This window comes from Allofrancisella guangzhouensis (assembly GCF_000815225.1).
Classification (GTDB): domain Bacteria; phylum Pseudomonadota; class Gammaproteobacteria; order Francisellales; family Francisellaceae; genus Francisella; species Francisella guangzhouensis.
In genome coordinates, this window is record NZ_CP010427.1 from 804,052 (window position 1) to 821,046 (window position 16,995).

Genomic DNA, 16,995 nt, shown 5'->3' on the forward strand with positions numbered 1-16,995 from the left:
TTAGCAGTACGCTAATGTAGCTAAAAATAAATGGAAAATAAAAAAAGCTCCTTAAGCATAAAACAAGTTTTTTTAAAAAAATATAGGAAGAAGGATATGAGTAATATAAATGAGTTAATTAAAGGTAATAGAGAATGGGCAGAGGAAGTTAAAAAAACTAACCCAAAATTCTTTGAAACATTATCAAAAGGACAGTCTCCAGAGTATCTTTGGATAGGTTGCTCAGATAGTCGAGTACCAGCTAACCAAGTTTGTGGGCTGGTACCAGGAGAAGTTTTCGTGCATCGTAACGTTGCAAACGTTGTTTCTTTGACAGACCTTAATTGCCTATCAGTTTTACAATTTGCTATCGAAGTTTTAAAAGTAAAAAAGATTATTGTTTGTGGACATTACGCATGTGGCGGTGTAGAAACAGTTGTAAGAGATAAAAGTTATGGTCTTATTGATAACTGGTTAACATCTATTCATGAAGTAAAAGAACAAAATAAAAAATTTATAGAAGAGACTTTAGGTTGTTTTAGGCAAGATGAAGAAAACTATATGAAGAAAAAAGTAGATGTCATGTGTGAGTTAAACGCTCTACATCAAGCTTTAAACTTATGTAAAACTACAGTTGTAAAAGCAGCTTGGCAGAAGGGTCTGAAATTTACTATACATGCAGCTATATACGGTGTTGCTGATGGTAAATTATATGAAATAGGTGGAGGTGTAGGCTCTAGAGAAGAGATGGATATAGTTTACGATCAAGCTATAGCATCGATTAAGTCTAGATATTGTCAATAAAATTACTAGTTTGATTCTACCTATCAATTAATCTGTATAATATATATGCAATTAACCCAGTTATCATATTCATAGCAAATAAAATAGCTATGAACTGGTTATGGCTATCATCAGTTAATAATGTAAATGAGCTTAAAATGCTGTAAATACTAAAAAAAATCAAGCAAGCAGCTTTAAAGGGTAGTTTTTTAATTATTGCTATTATTGAGAAGAAAAACATACTTAGTTGGAAAACACCAATTTGAAAAATTGCAGGAGTAAAAATCCAACCTTGAAATTTACTTATACTATCCCCATATAATAAACACATATAGCTGTTAATAAAAGTTATGACACTGATGTTGCAAGCTATAAAGTAGTTTGCGTACATTTTACTATGATGTTTGCTGTAAATAATAGTATTGTGGCAGAAAGCTAGGATAAAAGGTGTTATTAGTAGACATGTATTTATGATGATAGTTATCATATAAATGACTTAAGTAGCTATATAATAATATGTTGGATTTTACAGTAAATGTTTTAGGTTGTCATATAATTTACAAAATAAAGATATAGACAATCTAGGTGATGATAGTTAAAATTTGCTACTAGGACATTGTTAAATAAAAAATAGGAAAAGTTAAAATGCACGTAACTGTTGAAAAGAAAGAAGGAATTAATTGTTCATTACTTATAGAAGTACCAGCTAATGAAATTGATAATATGGTAGCTCAAAAAATATCACAAACTGCTAAATCAATAAAACTAGATGGTTTTAGACCTGGTAAAGTTCCAGTAAGTTTAGTAAAAAATAAATATGGTGAACAAATCCGTTTTGAGGTTATATCAGACTTAATACCTAAAAAATACACAAAAGCTATACAAGATGAAAAACTTGAAGTTGCTGGTGTAGAAGTTGATTTAAAAGAAAATAAAGAGGGTCAAAATCTTAAGTTTGTAGTTAATCTTGAGCTATTTCCAGAAGTTGAAGTAAATGGTTATGAAAAGATAGAAGTTCAAAAACCAATAGTTGAACTAAGCGATAAAGAAGTTAAGCAAATGATAGAAAATCTTAGAAAGCAGCTTGCTACTTATTCTGAGGTTGATAGAGTTGTGAAAACAGACGATAAAGTTACTATAGATTTTGTTGGTAAAAAAGATGGTGAAGTTTTTGAGGGCGGTTCAGCTAATGATACAGACGTGATTATTGGTTCAGGACAGATGATTCCAGGTTTTGAGGATGGTATTGTTGGTATGCAAAAGGATGAGCAAAAAACTATTACAGTTATTTTTCCAAAAGACTACAAAAATGAAGACCTTGCAGGTAAAGAAGCTCAATTTGATATAACACTTAAAAAAATTCAGCAACCAGAATTACCTGAAATAAATGAAGAATTTATTGAAAAATTTGGAGTGAAAGGCGGGGTTGATAATTTTGAAGCAGAAATCAAAGAAAATATGCAACGTGAGCTTAAGTTTATAATCCAAAGGAAGGTTAAAGAACAAGTTTTCAAAGGCTTAAGAGAGATAGTTGAATTTGATGTACCAAAAGCTTTAATTAAAAGAGAAATTGATGCTGCTAAACAAAATCTGCTAAATAGTATGGGTGGAGCAAAAAGCAATTTTGATATTAACCAGTTACCAGATAATTTATTTGAAGCAAACGCTAAACAAAAAGTAAAAACAAGTTTGATACTTGATAGTATAATTAAAACTCAAAGCTTTGAAGTTGATGATAAGGATGTTGACAGTTTATTAGACGAGATGGTTCAAGCATATGAAGAACCAGAAAAAACTAAGAGTCAAATTAAGAAAAACTCAAGAGAAATGAATAATTTAAGAGCCTTAGTAATAGAAAATAAACTAACAGATTGGGTTTTACAACAAGCTAAAGTTAGCGATAAAAAAGAAGATTTCTTTGAGATTATTAAAGAAAATATGCAAGCACAACGAGCTGGGTTTTAAATTAAAATCTGGATTAAAGAGGTTTTTTATAAATGATAACTAATAATTTAGTACCTACTGTTATAGAAAAAAGTGCAAATGGCGAGCGTGCTTTTGATATTTATTCAAGACTTTTAAAAGAACGAATAGTTTTTTTAAATGGAGAGGTAAATGATCAATCAGCAAACTTAGTTATTGCACAATTACTGTTTTTAGAATCAGAAGATCCAGAAAAAGATATTTATTTTTATATTAATTCACCTGGTGGTATGGTTACAGCGGGTATGGGTGTGTATGATACGATGCAATTTATAAAGCCAGATGTCAACACTATTTGTATAGGACTTGCTGCTAGTATGGGGTCTCTTTTATTAGCAGGTGGAGCAAAAGGTAAAAGATATAGCTTACCTAGTTCACAAATAATGATTCATCAGCCATTAGGTGGTTTTAGAGGGCAAGCATCTGATATAGAGATTCATGCTAAAAATATTTTACGAATTAAAGAAAGATTAAATGATATTTTGGCTTACCACACGGGTCAAGATATTGAAACTATAGTAAAAGATACAGATAGAGATAAATTTATGATGGCAGAAGAAGCAAAAGAATATGGTTTAATAGACCATGTTATTCAGTCACGTGAAGCAATAAAAAAGTAAATCAATTAAAGGAATCTAGTTAATAAAGATGTCTAAAATTCTATATTGTTCTTTCTGCGGGAAGTCACAGCAAGAAGTAAAAAATATTATAGCTGGTAGAGAAGGTAATATTTGTAATGAGTGTATTGATAAATGTGTAAGTAAAATTCATAGTGGCAATAACGCTACTGGAGTTGAAGATATAAGTTTTGAAAAACTGCCTAAACCATTAGAAATTAAAAAATATTTAGATGATTATATAATTGGGCAAGATAAAGCTAAAAAAGTTTTATCTGTGGCAGTTTATAACCATTATAAAAGAATTACATCTAAAATACTAAATGAAGATGATACTGAGCTTAAAAAAAGTAATGTTCTTTTGATAGGACCAACTGGTTCTGGTAAAACGTTATTTGCCCAAACTTTAGCTAAACTACTTAATGTTCCATTTGCTATTGCAGATGCTACAACTCTTACAGAGGCTGGGTATGTAGGTGATGATGTTGAAAATATAATAGTTAGATTATTACAGAACGCTGATTTTGATGTTGCTAAAGCACAAAAAGGTATTATTTATATAGATGAAATTGACAAAATTGCTCGTAAGTCTGAAAGTGCATCTATAACTCGAGATGTATCTGGTGAAGGTGTTCAACAGGCGTTACTTAAGCTTATAGAGGGTACAGTAGCTTCGGTACCACCTAAAGGGGGTAGAAAGCACCCTAATCAAGAGATGATAGAAGTTGATACTACGAATATCTTATTTATTTGTGGAGGTGCTTTTGCTGGTATTGAAAAAGCTGTAAAACATAGAATGGATAAGGTAAGTATTGGGTTTAATGCAGACATAATTGAGCAAAAAAATAACCTTAATACAGAAAAACTTATGCAAAAAGTAGAAAGTGAAGATTTAACTAAATTTGGTTTGATTCCTGAACTTATTGGACGTTTACCTATAGTTACTGTTTTAAATGAACTAAAAGAAGATGATCTGGTAAGAATCCTTAAAGAGCCAAAAAATGCTTTGGTAAAACAATATATTAAGTTATTTAAATTTGATGATATAGAGGTTGAATTTACAGATCAGGCTCTTATTGAAATAGCTAAAAAAGCTATAGTTAAAAAAACAGGTGCTAGAGGTTTAAGAACTATTCTTGAAGGGGTATTACTAGAGTTAATGTTTTATATTCCATCAACTCAGAATATCAGTAAGATTATAATAAATGATAAAACTATCTTGGAGCAAGAAGAGCCTATCTTGGTTACAAAAACTCAAGAGTATAAACAATTAACAGACCTAATTTAATTTACAGGAGTTATACAAACTTATGGCAGAAATTTTAAACGTAGTTCCTGTTATTCCACTACGTGATGTTGTTATTTATCCTAACATGACAATTCCTTTGAATGTAGGACGTAAAAAATCTATAAACGCAGTAAAGGAAGCATCTAATAATTATAATAACTATATACTGTTAGCTACTCAAAAAAATGGTTCTAGTTCAGGAGACGTTGCTGAAAATATTTATGATATAGCTACTTTAGCAAAAGTTATACAGATAATGAAGCTTCCAGATGGAAGTTTAAAGATTATAGTCGAGGGATTAACTAAAACAATAGTAGATAAATACATAGATGAAAAAGACTGCATTTATGCTCATATACAACAAGATGCTTCAAAGCCTATTCAAACTCAAGATTCTACTCAGCTAAGTAAAGAGCTAAAAGCTATAATTTTATCTATATCAGAATCGCTAAAAGAATTTGTTGAATATAGTGGTACAATAACCAAAGAAGCATTATCAACACTAATAAATACACAGCAACCAGATAAATTTATATATGAAATAGCAACTATTCTTAATTCAAGTATTGCTAAGAAACAAAAAATCTTAGAAGCAGATGATTTAAAAGCTAAAGCATTAATCCTGCTGACATGCCTAGAGGAAGAGCTTGAAATATTAGAGTTAGAAGCAAAAATTAAAGATAGAGTAAAGGCTCAAGTAGATAAGAACCAAAGAGAGTATTATTTAAATGAGCAAGTTAAGGCTATTTATAAAGAACTGGGTGAGGCTGATGAAGAGTCTGAAATTTCGGCGCTTAAAAAGAAAATAGAATCTACAAAGATGTCTAAAGAAGCAAAAGAAAAGTGTTTAAAAGAACTCAAAAAATTGAAGTCTATGCCACCTTCATCTTCAGAATCTGCTGTATCTAGAAACTATATTGAAACTATACTTTCTTTGCCATGGGGTAAGCGCACTAAAGTTAAAAAAGATATTAACCTAGCAGAAAAAGTTTTGGAAAAAGACCATTATGGTATTAAAAAAGTTAAAGATCGTATATTAGAGCATTTAGCTGTTCAAATTAAGAGAGATTCAAACACAAAAGCTCCTATTTTATGTTTAGTGGGTCCTCCAGGTGTCGGTAAAACTTCTATAGGACAATCTATAGCTAGAGCAACGGGGCGAGAGTATATACGTATGGCTTTAGGTGGAGTTCGTGATGAATCAGAAATAAGAGGTCATCGCCGTACTTATATAGGGTCTATGCCAGGACAAATAATCCAAAAGATAATTAAAGCGAAAACAGAAAATCCATTATTTTTATTAGATGAAATAGATAAAATTTCGTCTGATTTTAGGGGAGATCCATCTGCGGCATTGTTAGAAGTTCTTGATCCTGAGCAAAATAATACTTTCAATGATCATTATTTAGAAATAGACTATGATTTGTCAAAGGTTATGTTTGTGGCAACAGCTAATTCTTTAGATATAGATCCAGCTTTGCGTGATAGATTAGAGATTATTAATTTATCTGGCTATACAGAGTTAGAGAAGCAGGCTATTGCTAAGCAATATTTAATCCCAAAAGCTTTAGCAAATAACGGTTTAAATAATAAAGAGTTAACTTTTACACCAATAGCAGTTTTAGATATTATTAGATATTATACAAGAGAGGCAGGGGTTAGAAATTTACAGCAAAAAATTGACAGTATTTGTCGTAAAGTAGTCAAAAATGCACTTAAAAATTCAGAAATTACTAAAACTTCAATTACTCAAAAAAATCTAGAAGAGTATTTAGGAGTTTATCAGTATGACTATGGTGTTAAAAATTTAAAACCTAAAGTTGGGCAAGTTACAGGTTTGGCTTGGACTTCCGTTGGTGGTGAGCTTTTAACTATAGAAGCTTTAGCTATGCCAGGTAAAGGAAAAGTTAAATATACGGGTAGCTTAGGCAATGTTATGAAAGAATCTATTGACGCGGCATTTAGCGTTGTGCGTTCTATATCAAAAGACTATAAGCTTGAAGATGATTTCTACGAGAAAAAAGATATCCATATTCATGTTCCAGAAGGTGCTACACCTAAAGATGGTCCAAGTGCAGGTATTGCTATGACTACAGCCTTGGTTTCTGTGTATACAAACAAACCAGTTCGCAATGATATTGCAATGACTGGAGAGGTGACTTTACGAGGAGATGTCTTGGCTATAGGTGGTTTGAAAGAGAAACTTTTAGCTGCCTTGAGAGGTGGAATTAAGGAAGTTTTAATACCAAAACAAAATGTTAAGAATTTAGTTGAAATTGATAAAGAAATAACAGAAAAACTAAAAATAACCCCCGTAAATAACATAAAAGATGTTTTATTAAGAGTTTTTTAGCTTTTTTTATTGAAAAGGTTATTTTTTAGTGTTATAAAGTTATTTGACAGTATGTCAGTACAAACAGAAGGAGTCTTAAAAATGAATAAAGGTGAATTAGTAAGCGCTATTGCAAAGGAAGCAGATGTTACTAAAGAAGTTGCTAGTAAAACTTTAGATGCTACTATTGCAGCAGTAACTAAAGCTTTAAAGGTAGGTGACAGTGTAACTTTAGTTGGTTTTGGCACTTTTCAAGTTAAAGAAAGAAGCGCAAGAGAGGGTAGAAATCCTAAAACAGGTGAACCTATCAAAATTGCTGCGTCAAAAGTTCCTAGCTTTAAGGCTGGTAAAGGTCTTAAAGACGCGGTTAAATAATTTTAAAATATACACACACTTTAGTGGTTTTTTTAAAGGCATGCTTAACAAGTGTGCCTTTTTTTTACCTATATATAGTATATAGCCAACCTCTTATAATACTGTTATAATAAATATAGCTAAAAAAATTAATCTAATGTTGTCATCCTTATGCTTTATATGAGGATCTTTTAGTTTATGAATTTTGCATTTGTAGTTTCCCACTAGCATGGAAAACAGTAATAGTTTTATGATGGGTAGCCATATGTGGGGTAGTTTATAAATTTTTATTAAAATTGAGGTTGAAAAAAATGTTACAGTCTTTCAATGATAGGCTAAAAGGACCATTTACTTGGATAATTATTATTTCTATAAGTTTTGTTTTTGTAATAACTGGCATGAGTTTCTTTTTTACAAATGTAGGAGCTAGTAAATCATATGTTGCAAAGGTTGGGGGTAATGAAATTAGTACCAAGCAATTTGAGCAATATACACAAAATGCTACATCAAAGATTCAAAAGCAACAATTACTTGACCAGCTAGTTAATCAGTATTTAGTTTTGGCAGATTCTCAGCAACATAACATTCAAATTTCAAAATTGATGTTACAAGCAGCTATATTTAGTAACCCTATGTTTTTCGAGAATGGAAAATTCTCTAGTGATAAGTTAAAACAATTAGCCACTTATTTTGGTGGTTTAGGTAAGCTAGAGCAGATGCTTTTGCAAAATATCAAAGCTAGTATTATTCCTCAAACCATTATGGATACTTCTTTTATTACTGATTACGAGAAAAAGTCTTTATCTGAGGTTTATTCAGTTAATAAAACAATTGAATATATAAAAATTTCTTCAAAAGATTTAAAAGACCAGATTAAAACAAATACTCAAGTATTAAAGGACTATTACAAGACCCATAAAAACGAGTATATAAGCCCTGCTAAGTTAGATATTAGCTACATTGTTATTTCAAAAGATGATTTTAAACCTAAAACTGACATAAGTGATTCACAAATAAAAGAATATTACGAGAACAATAGAGATTTATTTGAAGAATTTAATAACAATACAAAAGAGACTATTAAAAAGATTATTCAAAATAGAGATGCTTTACAACAATATAACTCTTATATTAAAAATGTTGATAGTATTAAATTTGCTGAGCTTGAGAAAAAAGTAGGTAAACCAAAAATCGCTAATGTCGTAGATAACCAAAACACTAATATAGAAGGTATTGAGAGTAATTTGTTTTTTGTCAGTACAGGTAAATATGCAAGTATTCCATTATCAGAAGACAAAACCTTGATCTATCAGGTAAATAAACAACAAAAAGCAATGTTACAATTATTTGATAAAGTTAAAGAAAAGGTTGCTCAAGCCTATATTTTAGAGCAATTACAGGTTTTAGCTTTAGAAAAATCAAATAAGATATTAGCTGAGTTAAATAAGAATCAAAAAGTACAACAAAGGTTTGAAAAAGCAGTAGTTTCTAGCAACTCTAAAACCTTATCAAAAGATTTTAGCGATTTTGTATTATTAAATAGTAATACTGGTTATCATGAATATAAGGCTTTAGATGGAAATATATACATTTATAAAGTAATGAAAATCCAGTCAGAAAACTTTAAAAAAGCTACTATTCCTGATAAGGTTGAAACAAGTTACAAGCAAGAAGAGCTTAACTTCTATCTACAAAATATTAAAGAGAATATTCCAGTAAAAATCGATTATAAGTATCTAAATGAATAAGCCAGTTTATGGCATAGCTGGTCCTACAGCCTCAGGTAAGACAGCTCTTTCAATATCAATCGCTAAAAAGATCAACGCTGAAATTATTAGTGTTGATTCATCTTTAGTTTATAGGCATATGAATATAGGTACAGCCAAGCCAACTATGCAGGAACAAGATGGTATAAAGCATCATCTAATTGATATTATAGAGCCCACGGAGAATTTTTCAGTAGCAGATTTTATTTCTAGTGTTAATAAGCTTAAATTGAAAATATGGTCTAAAGGAAAAGAGGTATTATTAGTTGGTGGCACTATGCTTTATTTTAAAGGGCTAATAGAAGGGCTATCAAGTTTACCTGAAAGCCAACTTGAAATAAGATCTATTTTGGAATTAGAAAAAAAAGAAAGAGGTTTAAAATGCCTATATCAACAGCTCTATGAAATGGATCCAGATGCCGCCCAAAAACTCAACCCAAATGATCAACAGCGAATATTTAGAGCTTTAGAGGTTATTATGATAAGTGGTAAGAAATATTCTGAACTTGTCAAAAACTCTAAAGTCGGTGGTTTAAAAGAAGATTTGAAGCTATGTGCTGTAGTCCCAAATGATAGATCTTTATTACATAAAAATATAGAACTAAGATTTAAACAGATGTTAGAACAGGGCTTTTTAGAAGAAGTCAAAAAGCTTAAAGAAAACCCAAAGCTAACCAAAGATACTACAGCTATAAGAAGTGTTGGTTATCGTCAAGCATGGGAATATCTTGACGGTGATATAAGCTATAATGAGTTTGTTGATAAAGGTATCGTAGCAACAAGGCAGCTTGCAAAACGGCAACTTACTTGGATACGAAATTGGCAGGATAGTATAAAGATTATAGCAATGGAAGACATACATAAAGAATCTCAAGTTTTGAACTTTTTTAGCTTAGGTTAGATTGGTTTGTTATAAGTAAATAAAAGTTTTAAAGAAGATGTACATAGGTGGTAAAAACGATGAAACTATATTAGACCTCTTGTAAAATCTAACATTGAAAAAATAAAGAAATATTTATAATAAAATTATACTATAAATTTATGTAGTAGTCAGTTTGCGACAGAACCAAAAATGATTTAAACAAAAATTAGATTATTCGAGTATTATGCAATACAAGTCAGAGATTTGCCCTAAGTATATTAAAAATTAGATTCCGCAGCACTGCACGACGCCTCAGGTACTGTCTTATATCAGCGCTAGGTTCGAAGCTAAATAGTTTGATAATATGATCCAAAAAGACCAAAGCAGCAGCCGTACGCTCCTCTTTAGTTGGCGAACCAGCCTCCAGGATAAGTTCAATGCCGGCTCTAAGCGATTCTTCCGAGCAGTTTAAAAGGTCCTTGAAGTACTTCATAACCATATTAACCTTAGTATTATAATCAAGCATAGACATCTTTTTATAGCTTAAGCTTAGGAGAGGGAGCGGGTCCGGTAGAGCATCCATAAAATAATCCATCATAAACTCGTAAGGAGCAGTCCATAACAGTATAAGTTGATTGTCGTTTAAGCCACTGTATGATGAACCACCAAATAGTTGCTGTAGGCCAATTCCATCAATATTTTCCAATTCAATTTGCTGGATCGCAGGAATGTTATAGGTTGACTTCTTCGGAACACCCATAATTAAATCTTTAAAGGCTTTCTTTAGTTTTTCATGGGTTAACATACGAAAGTTCTTCCCTCTAAGCTTCTTCCCAGGTACGCCAAGTGGAGAAGGTGAATCCTTTTCATCTTCGAGAAAATTATCTAAAAATTTAGTAATAACAGATAGTCGCTTACCTTTATCATCACGGTCTTTTTCCTTTATCTCAAGTTGTTTCCTCATATTTTTATCAAGTTTTTTATCGAGTTTTCTATCTGCAGAGTTAAGCACATTTAAATAAGTCAATGGTTGTGTCTGATCATCTAAGTCCAGCCTTACGATGTCTCTATTTGTTTTATTATATAATGATAATTTTTGACTATTAACATCCTTAAGATCCGTGCCCTTAATATGCCGCCCCGGTGCAGTCACAAAGGCGACTTCACTACAAAGGCTGAAAGTTGCGAAAGAGTTCCCAGCAAAATTTAGATCTAACGTCTTTTTCCTGTTGTTAACGATCGTCAGTAACTTACTCATCACCATTTGCCCTTCAGCCTTACCTAACCCGAAAAGAGGTTCTTGGTTTTGTTTAAAATACTCGTCAACCAAAAACCCGTTTAACAACAAACAGTATTCGCCAGGATAAGAATCCGATCCAAATAGTTGCCCTCATATATCTATTCTTATCATTTTCTGCAATCACGTCACGGTCGTGAACACTATATTGATACCCAGAATGCATAACCCCAATTCTAGGAACCATCTCCGCCTGGATTATGTTTGAAAACCAGTCATTACCATATATAATACCATCGTGAACGTCCGGAGAATACTCCAAGAGATATTCGCGGCGAGGAATCAAAAGCCCTCCTTCCATCACATCATCGATAAAATGATAGTAAACATCGAGCGGATTTACCCCCAATTTCTTAGCGATTAGTCGTCCCTCAGCTAAAACCGCGTTCCTGCAAATGCCATAAGGAGTGCTATTATATTGTATTAGTGATTCCTGAGTTACTTCTTTAAATCCGTTTGGCATCGTTTCCGATTCTAAAAGATTTATCGGATCACAGATTTGATAAAAAGTTTTTCGTAAGCTTTCGGCTACGTTTTTATGTTGCCCTTGTACTTGGTATCTCTCTAATTCATATATAAGGCTCCGATGCAATTTATTCAACGAGTCCCTTATTTTATTAATTGAAGTTGTAGCACTAATTTTATCACGAATATTTTGCTTACCGAATCTATTCCAGTTGTAGTTATAAACGACACATAAAAATTCTTGTCTCCGCGGATTTCGCGCATTATTCAGACTTAAGAGCCTAAGGTAATATCCTAGTCTCTCTGCTTCTTTGTATTCATTCCCAGGTTCCGGTAGGGCCCTGGCAAGAAGTTTTACATATAAAATTTGTCCAGAGTGGCCTTTATTACCATTTTCACTGACTCGCGTGTTTAATTCTTCATATAATTTGCCCATAGTTGTGTGTCCCCCGTTGATACGTCGTTTAAGATATTAATTGATATATAGTAGTACTTCTTATTTCTAACTAGATGAAAGTCAGTATTTAATTTGATCTAAGAAGTAGAGAACATATTACGACTTTACTAAACCATTGGATATATAGTAAATTTGATAGGTATAAAGAATTTTTAATAGAATTTACTTGTAAACTTTCATAAACAAATAAAGATTAAAAATAATTTTTAAATTAAAACTTAGTTACTACAGTTAATCGAAAGGGTTTCCAGGCAACATTCCCCAAGTGTTTTTAAACCACTCTAAAGAACCATTAGACCTCTTGCATAACCTATCTAGAGCTCGAAATTATAAATTCCAGCAACCAAATTAAACCTCAAACCAAATCTTTTTCTTCTGTTTCTATAACGATCGGCAATAATTTTAAATCGCTTAACCATGCTCATTCTCATTAAGAACACGTTGGCTAGATAGTTCACGATTTCTCTTTTTGTCTTCTTTGGTTAGAGGGTTCTTCTTTGTTTTTTTAGGTCGTTCAATCGGTGTTTCAGTCGCATCTATCAGTACAATCTCATAGTCAACGTCACTTTTTAATAATGCCTTACGTCCAGGCAATGAGAATTGCCCATCTTTAATCAGAGTATCTTCAACCCAGCGTATATTACGATAACAAGCACTTTTACTTAGACCATAGCTGCGTGAAATATGGAAATATGTTCTATATTCGCGTAAGTATTCCAGCGCCATAAGCAGCATATCTTCTATAGACAATTTATTCGGCTTACCTCCTTGTGCTTTTAATTGGACTTGCGCTTCTTTTAATATCTTTGTCATGACAGTAAAAGTAGTGCGTTTAACACCTGTAAGTCTACGGAATCATTCTGGTGACTCATCTTTAATCTGCTCAAATTTCATCAACATCATTACAATAAAAAGTTTAACCAATTCAGCAGGTTATGCAAGAGGTCTATTAATTAGGAAGTTTTGTAGAAAGCCCATAATTATTTCACAAATAAAATTTGCTGATAAATATAAATATTGTTAAAATGTGTAGCTAAGTTTAATTGTTAAACTTGATAAAATAATAATTATAATTAAATAACTAAAAGGAAGTGAAACAATGTCAAGAATATCATCTTTACAAGACCCATTTTTGAATGCGTTAAGAAAAGAAAAAATTAGTGTATCTGTATACTTAGTTAATGGAATTAAGCTACAAGGGCAAATCGAAGCTTTTGATCAGTTTTGTATAGTGCTTAGAAACACAGTAAACCAAATGGTTTATAAGCATGCTATTTCAACAATAGTACCAGCTAAGAGTGTAAGAATGGTTTATAGTTCATTTAATCCATATCATCAAAATTCTAATGACGATCAAGATGAAAATGTAGATGATATTCACACAGACGAACTTGAAATTCAAGAAAGTAACGAACATATTGAACAATAATACCTTTTTTCTTTTTCTTTATTAATTCCATTGTGAGGTACATTATTTAATGGAATTTTTCCAATCTTATGATGCAGGCAGTAAATGCTTGCTGGTAAATATAAATTTTAAATACCGTCGAGAACTAAATGCTGACGCCGTTGAGCTAAAAGGTTTAGTATTAGCAGCAGATAAAGTTGTACTAGATTCTCTAGATTTTAACCATCCAGAGCCTGACATAAAGTATTTTTGTGGTATGGGTAAGATGGAGATGATAAAAAATAAACGTGATGAAATAGAAGCTGATCTTGTAATCTTTAATCATCCTTTAAGTCCATCTCAAGAGCGAAACATAGAGAAATACCTTGAATGCAAGATAATGGATAGAACGCGGCTTATATTAGAGATATTTTCCTTACGGGCCAAAACACATGAAGGTAAGTTACAAGTTGAGCTAGCTCAATTAAATTATCAGTCAACTAGGTTGGTTAAAGGTTGGACTCACTTAGAAAGGCAAAAAGGTGGTATCGGTGTACGTGGTGGACCAGGTGAGACTCAGCTTGAGATAGATAGACGCTTGATTAGACAAAGGATTAAGCAGATAACTCAAAAATTAGAAAAAGTAAAACACCACCGAGATCTAAGTAGGTCATCTCGTCGTAAAAATAACATCCCCACGATTTCATTTGTAGGCTACACAAATGCAGGTAAATCAACATTATTTAACAAACTCACGAATGCTCAAGTTTTAGTAAAAGACCAGTTATTTGCAACCCTAGATCCAACTTTACGTAAAGTAAGCATACCTAAGCTAGGTGAGGTAATCTTCTCAGATACTGTAGGGTTTATCAAAAACCTACCTCATGATTTGGTCGAAGCTTTTCATGCAACCTTAGAGGAAGCTATAGAGTCAGACTTGTTGGTTCATGTTATAGACTATGCTGATGAGGGTTATAAAAGTTATATAGAGCAAGTTAACAAAGTATTAAATGAAATTGGTATAGGTGATAAAGAAAAAATTTGTGTTTATAATAAGATAGACAAACTTGAAAGTATCAGACCTAATTTTGTAGCAGTCGATAATTCAGAGGAGAGTGTTATTGCTAGGGTTTACCTTTCAGCAGTAACAGGTGAAGGATTAGATGAGTTTTATACAGCTTTAGCAACTTTTTTTAATAAGTCATGGTTTAAAGGAACTTTAGAGTTGCCATCAAAATATTCTAAGATTAGATCTATGATGTATGATCTTGGTGTTATAGAAAAAGAACAAATATCTGAAGAGGGTAATTATATATTAGATATAATTATATCAGAACCCGACTTTGAACGCTTTAATAGAGAGTTTGAATTAGACCTTCAGCAGTTTTTGGTATAATGTTTCATAGTATAGGAATATAAAAATGATTAAAAAAATAAAACAAAGATGGTTTTGGAATAAAAATTCAGACCAGGGTCCACCAGACTTAGAGGAGATGATTAAAAAGTTTTTCTTCAAGAAGAAAAAGGATAATGGTGATGATAATGAAAGTATTTATTCTAAGAATGCTAATAAAAATCAGAACTTTCAAACGCCTCCATTAGGTAAAATAGCAGCCATAGTAATAGGTTTGCTCATAGCTATTTGGGTCGGTTTTGGGTTTTATGTGGTGCAACCAGCTGAACAGGCTGCTGTACTTAGATTCGGAAAATTTTCCAAAATAGTTGAGTCAGGGTTGCATTGGTATCCTATGGGTGTAGATAAGGTTTATAAAGAAAATGTTCAGGAGCTAAAAACTATTTCACTACAAAGAGATATGTTAACTTCAGAAGAGAATATAGTACATATTTCTTTTACAGTACAGTATCGCATTTCAAGTTTAGAAGATTATTTATTTGCTAATACTGATCCATTCCAACTTTTACAGCAATCATTGGAGAGTGCTGTTAGACAAGTAGTAGGTCAAAGTAATTTATCTGATATCTTAACAACAAAAAGAGCTGCTATAGCGATTCGGGTTAAAGATGAAATGGAAGCTTTATTGAGACAGTACAAATCTGGTATATATGTAAGTGATATTATCATGCAGCCAGCACAGGCTCCAGAAGCAGTAAAAGAAGCTTTTGATGATGTTATAAAAGCTAGAGAAGACCAAGCTAGATTACAAAATGAAGCTGAATCTTATGCAAATAGAATTATACCTGTAGCAGAAGGTAGAGCTCAAAGGATTGTAGATCAAGCAAATGCTTATAAGCAGCAAGTTGTGTTAGAGGCCCAGGCAGAAGTAGCTCAGTTTGAGCAACTATTACCAATCTATAAAACTAGCCCTGATATTGTAACTAATCAAATGTATTTTGATACAATTTCAAAGGTCTTACAAAATAATAAGATTTTTCTAATAGATGGAGATGGTGCTAAAAATATCTTTTATGGCTTAAATGAAGCTCAAAGAAATGTATTAGCATCGTCAAATACACAAGGGAGTAACTAAAACATGAAAAACTTATCAAAAATACTCTTGATACTTGTGGTGGTTAGTTTATTCTTAATTTTAAGCAGTAAATTTATAGTAAAACAAGGAACAGAGTCTGTACTTTTGAGACTAGGTGAGCTTGTTAAAGAAGATAGTAAAGTAATAGAGTATAAACCAGGAATCCATATCAAAATACCATTCTTGGATACAGTTAAAAACTATGATATGAGAAATAGAGTTTTAACAACAGATTCATCAAGAGTAGTTACCAAAGAGAAAAAAGATGTCTTAATAAATGCTTACGTAGTTTGGAGAATAAATGATATTTCTAGATTCTTCACTAGTACAAGTGGTCTGGTTTTTAGGGCAGAAACCTTATTAAAACAATTTTTAGAATCATCATTAAGAGCAGAGGTTGGTAAAAATGATATTCAAAGCTTGGTAAATAATGATCGTGATAAGTTGATGATAGCTTTGGCAAAAGACGTTGCTGTTCAAGCTAAAGAAATTGGAATCTCTATTGTTGATGTAAGAGTAAATCAAATTGATTTGCCAGAAACTATTACAGAGTCAATATATCAGCGTATGAAGTCATCTAGACATAAAGAAGCTTCTCGTATAAGAGCAGAAGGTGAGAAAGCTGCAGAAAAAACCAAAGCAGCAGCAGACGCTAAAGTTACTGTAACTATTGCAGAAGCAGAAAAGCAATCTAAAATTATAAGAGCAGAGGCAGATGCAAAAGCTGCTAAAATATTTGCAGATGCTTACGCTAGCTCAATACCATTATATGAGTTTTTAAAGAGTATGAACTCATATAAAGAAAGTTTTAGTGGTAAGAACGAAGTAGTATTTATGCTTAAACCAGATAGCAAATTTTTTCAAGGTTTTAAATTAAAACCAGATAGTAAACTTGCTGAAGATATGAAAAAGGCTAAATAGTAGGAGTCATTAAAA

At 31.9% G+C, this 16,995-nt stretch carries 15 protein-coding genes and 1 pseudogene; 12 read left to right on the forward strand and 4 right to left on the reverse strand.

All coding sequences use genetic code 11. The features are described from left to right. The first annotated feature begins 96 nt into the window (after window positions 1-96). Entirely contained in the window at window positions 97-783 is a 687-nt protein-coding gene (locus SD28_RS03750) for a carbonic anhydrase (protein ID WP_035719492.1), read from the forward strand. A gap of 16 nt (window positions 784-799) precedes the next feature. On the opposite strand, the gene SD28_RS08275 is transcribed toward SD28_RS03750, so the two are convergent. After that, complete coding sequence (locus SD28_RS08275) at window positions 800-1,249, reverse strand: DUF6790 family protein (RefSeq protein WP_039124227.1); 450 nt, start codon at window positions 1,247-1,249, stop codon at window positions 800-802. A gap of 158 nt (window positions 1,250-1,407) precedes the next feature. Between SD28_RS08275 and tig the strand changes: the two genes are divergently transcribed. The 7 genes from tig (at window position 1,408) to miaA (ending at window position 10,003) form a co-directional block, all read left to right on the forward strand. Continuing rightward, window positions 1,408-2,727 (forward strand): trigger factor, encoded by a 1,320-nt coding sequence (gene tig, locus SD28_RS03760; RefSeq protein ID WP_039124228.1) that lies wholly within the window; start codon window positions 1,408-1,410, stop codon window positions 2,725-2,727. Between the two features lie 32 nt (window positions 2,728-2,759). Further along, window positions 2,760-3,365, forward strand: a complete 606-nt coding sequence (clpP, locus tag SD28_RS03765; RefSeq protein ID WP_039124230.1) for an ATP-dependent Clp endopeptidase proteolytic subunit ClpP — start codon at window positions 2,760-2,762, stop codon at window positions 3,363-3,365. 28 nt (window positions 3,366-3,393) lie between these two features. Next, window positions 3,394-4,650, forward strand: a complete 1,257-nt coding sequence (gene clpX, locus SD28_RS03770) for an ATP-dependent Clp protease ATP-binding subunit ClpX (RefSeq protein ID WP_039124233.1) — start codon at window positions 3,394-3,396, stop codon at window positions 4,648-4,650. 22 nt (window positions 4,651-4,672) lie between these two features. After that, on the forward strand, window positions 4,673-7,003 hold the full coding sequence (gene lon / locus SD28_RS03775; RefSeq protein WP_039124235.1) for an endopeptidase La: 2,331 nt from the start codon (window positions 4,673-4,675) through the stop codon (window positions 7,001-7,003). An 81-nt stretch (window positions 7,004-7,084) separates the two neighbouring features. Further along, window positions 7,085-7,357 (forward strand): HU family DNA-binding protein, encoded by a 273-nt coding sequence (locus SD28_RS03780; RefSeq protein WP_039124237.1) that lies wholly within the window; start codon window positions 7,085-7,087, stop codon window positions 7,355-7,357. 290 nt (window positions 7,358-7,647) lie between these two features. After that, window positions 7,648-9,084, forward strand: coding sequence for a peptidylprolyl isomerase (locus SD28_RS03785; RefSeq protein ID WP_039124239.1), 1,437 nt, complete (start codon window positions 7,648-7,650; stop codon window positions 9,082-9,084). Continuing rightward, window positions 9,077-10,003 carry a tRNA (adenosine(37)-N6)-dimethylallyltransferase MiaA gene (gene miaA / locus SD28_RS03790; RefSeq protein WP_039124241.1) on the forward strand — a complete coding sequence of 309 codons (927 nt, stop codon included), beginning with the start codon at window positions 9,077-9,079 and terminating at the stop codon, window positions 10,001-10,003. The genes SD28_RS03785 and miaA overlap by 8 nt, the downstream gene beginning before the upstream one ends. A 217-nt stretch (window positions 10,004-10,220) precedes the next feature. On the opposite strand, the gene SD28_RS03795 is transcribed toward miaA, so the two are convergent. The 3 genes and pseudogenes from SD28_RS03795 to SD28_RS03805 form a co-directional block, all read right to left on the reverse strand. After that, window positions 10,221-11,309 carry a hypothetical protein gene (locus tag SD28_RS03795; protein ID WP_169742480.1) on the reverse strand — a complete coding sequence of 363 codons (1,089 nt, stop codon included), beginning with the start codon at window positions 11,307-11,309 and terminating at the stop codon, window positions 10,221-10,223. Then, on the reverse strand, window positions 11,287-11,853 hold the full coding sequence (locus SD28_RS08080) for a hypothetical protein (RefSeq protein WP_157698627.1): 567 nt from the start codon (window positions 11,851-11,853) through the stop codon (window positions 11,287-11,289). Before SD28_RS08080 ends, SD28_RS03795 begins: the two co-directional genes overlap by 23 nt. A 644-nt stretch (window positions 11,854-12,497) precedes the next feature. Then, window positions 12,498-13,077, reverse strand: a pseudogene (locus tag SD28_RS03805) (transposase family protein). 205 nt (window positions 13,078-13,282) lie between these two features. Between SD28_RS03805 and hfq the strand changes: the two are divergent. The 4 genes from hfq to hflC are packed head-to-tail and all read left to right on the forward strand — an operon-like array spanning window position 13,283 to window position 16,980. Further along, window positions 13,283-13,612, forward strand: coding sequence for an RNA chaperone Hfq (gene hfq / locus SD28_RS03810; protein ID WP_039124248.1), 330 nt, complete (start codon window positions 13,283-13,285; stop codon window positions 13,610-13,612). 49 nt (window positions 13,613-13,661) lie between these two features. Then, complete coding sequence (gene hflX / locus SD28_RS03815) at window positions 13,662-14,966, forward strand: ribosome rescue GTPase HflX (RefSeq protein ID WP_039124250.1); 1,305 nt, start codon at window positions 13,662-13,664, stop codon at window positions 14,964-14,966. 25 nt (window positions 14,967-14,991) lie between these two features. Then, window positions 14,992-16,059, forward strand: a complete 1,068-nt coding sequence (hflK, locus tag SD28_RS03820) for an FtsH protease activity modulator HflK (protein WP_039124252.1) — start codon at window positions 14,992-14,994, stop codon at window positions 16,057-16,059. Between the two features lie 3 nt (window positions 16,060-16,062). Further along, window positions 16,063-16,980, forward strand: coding sequence for a protease modulator HflC (gene hflC, locus SD28_RS03825; RefSeq protein WP_039124254.1), 918 nt, complete (start codon window positions 16,063-16,065; stop codon window positions 16,978-16,980). Window positions 16,981-16,995 lie beyond the last annotated feature (15 nt).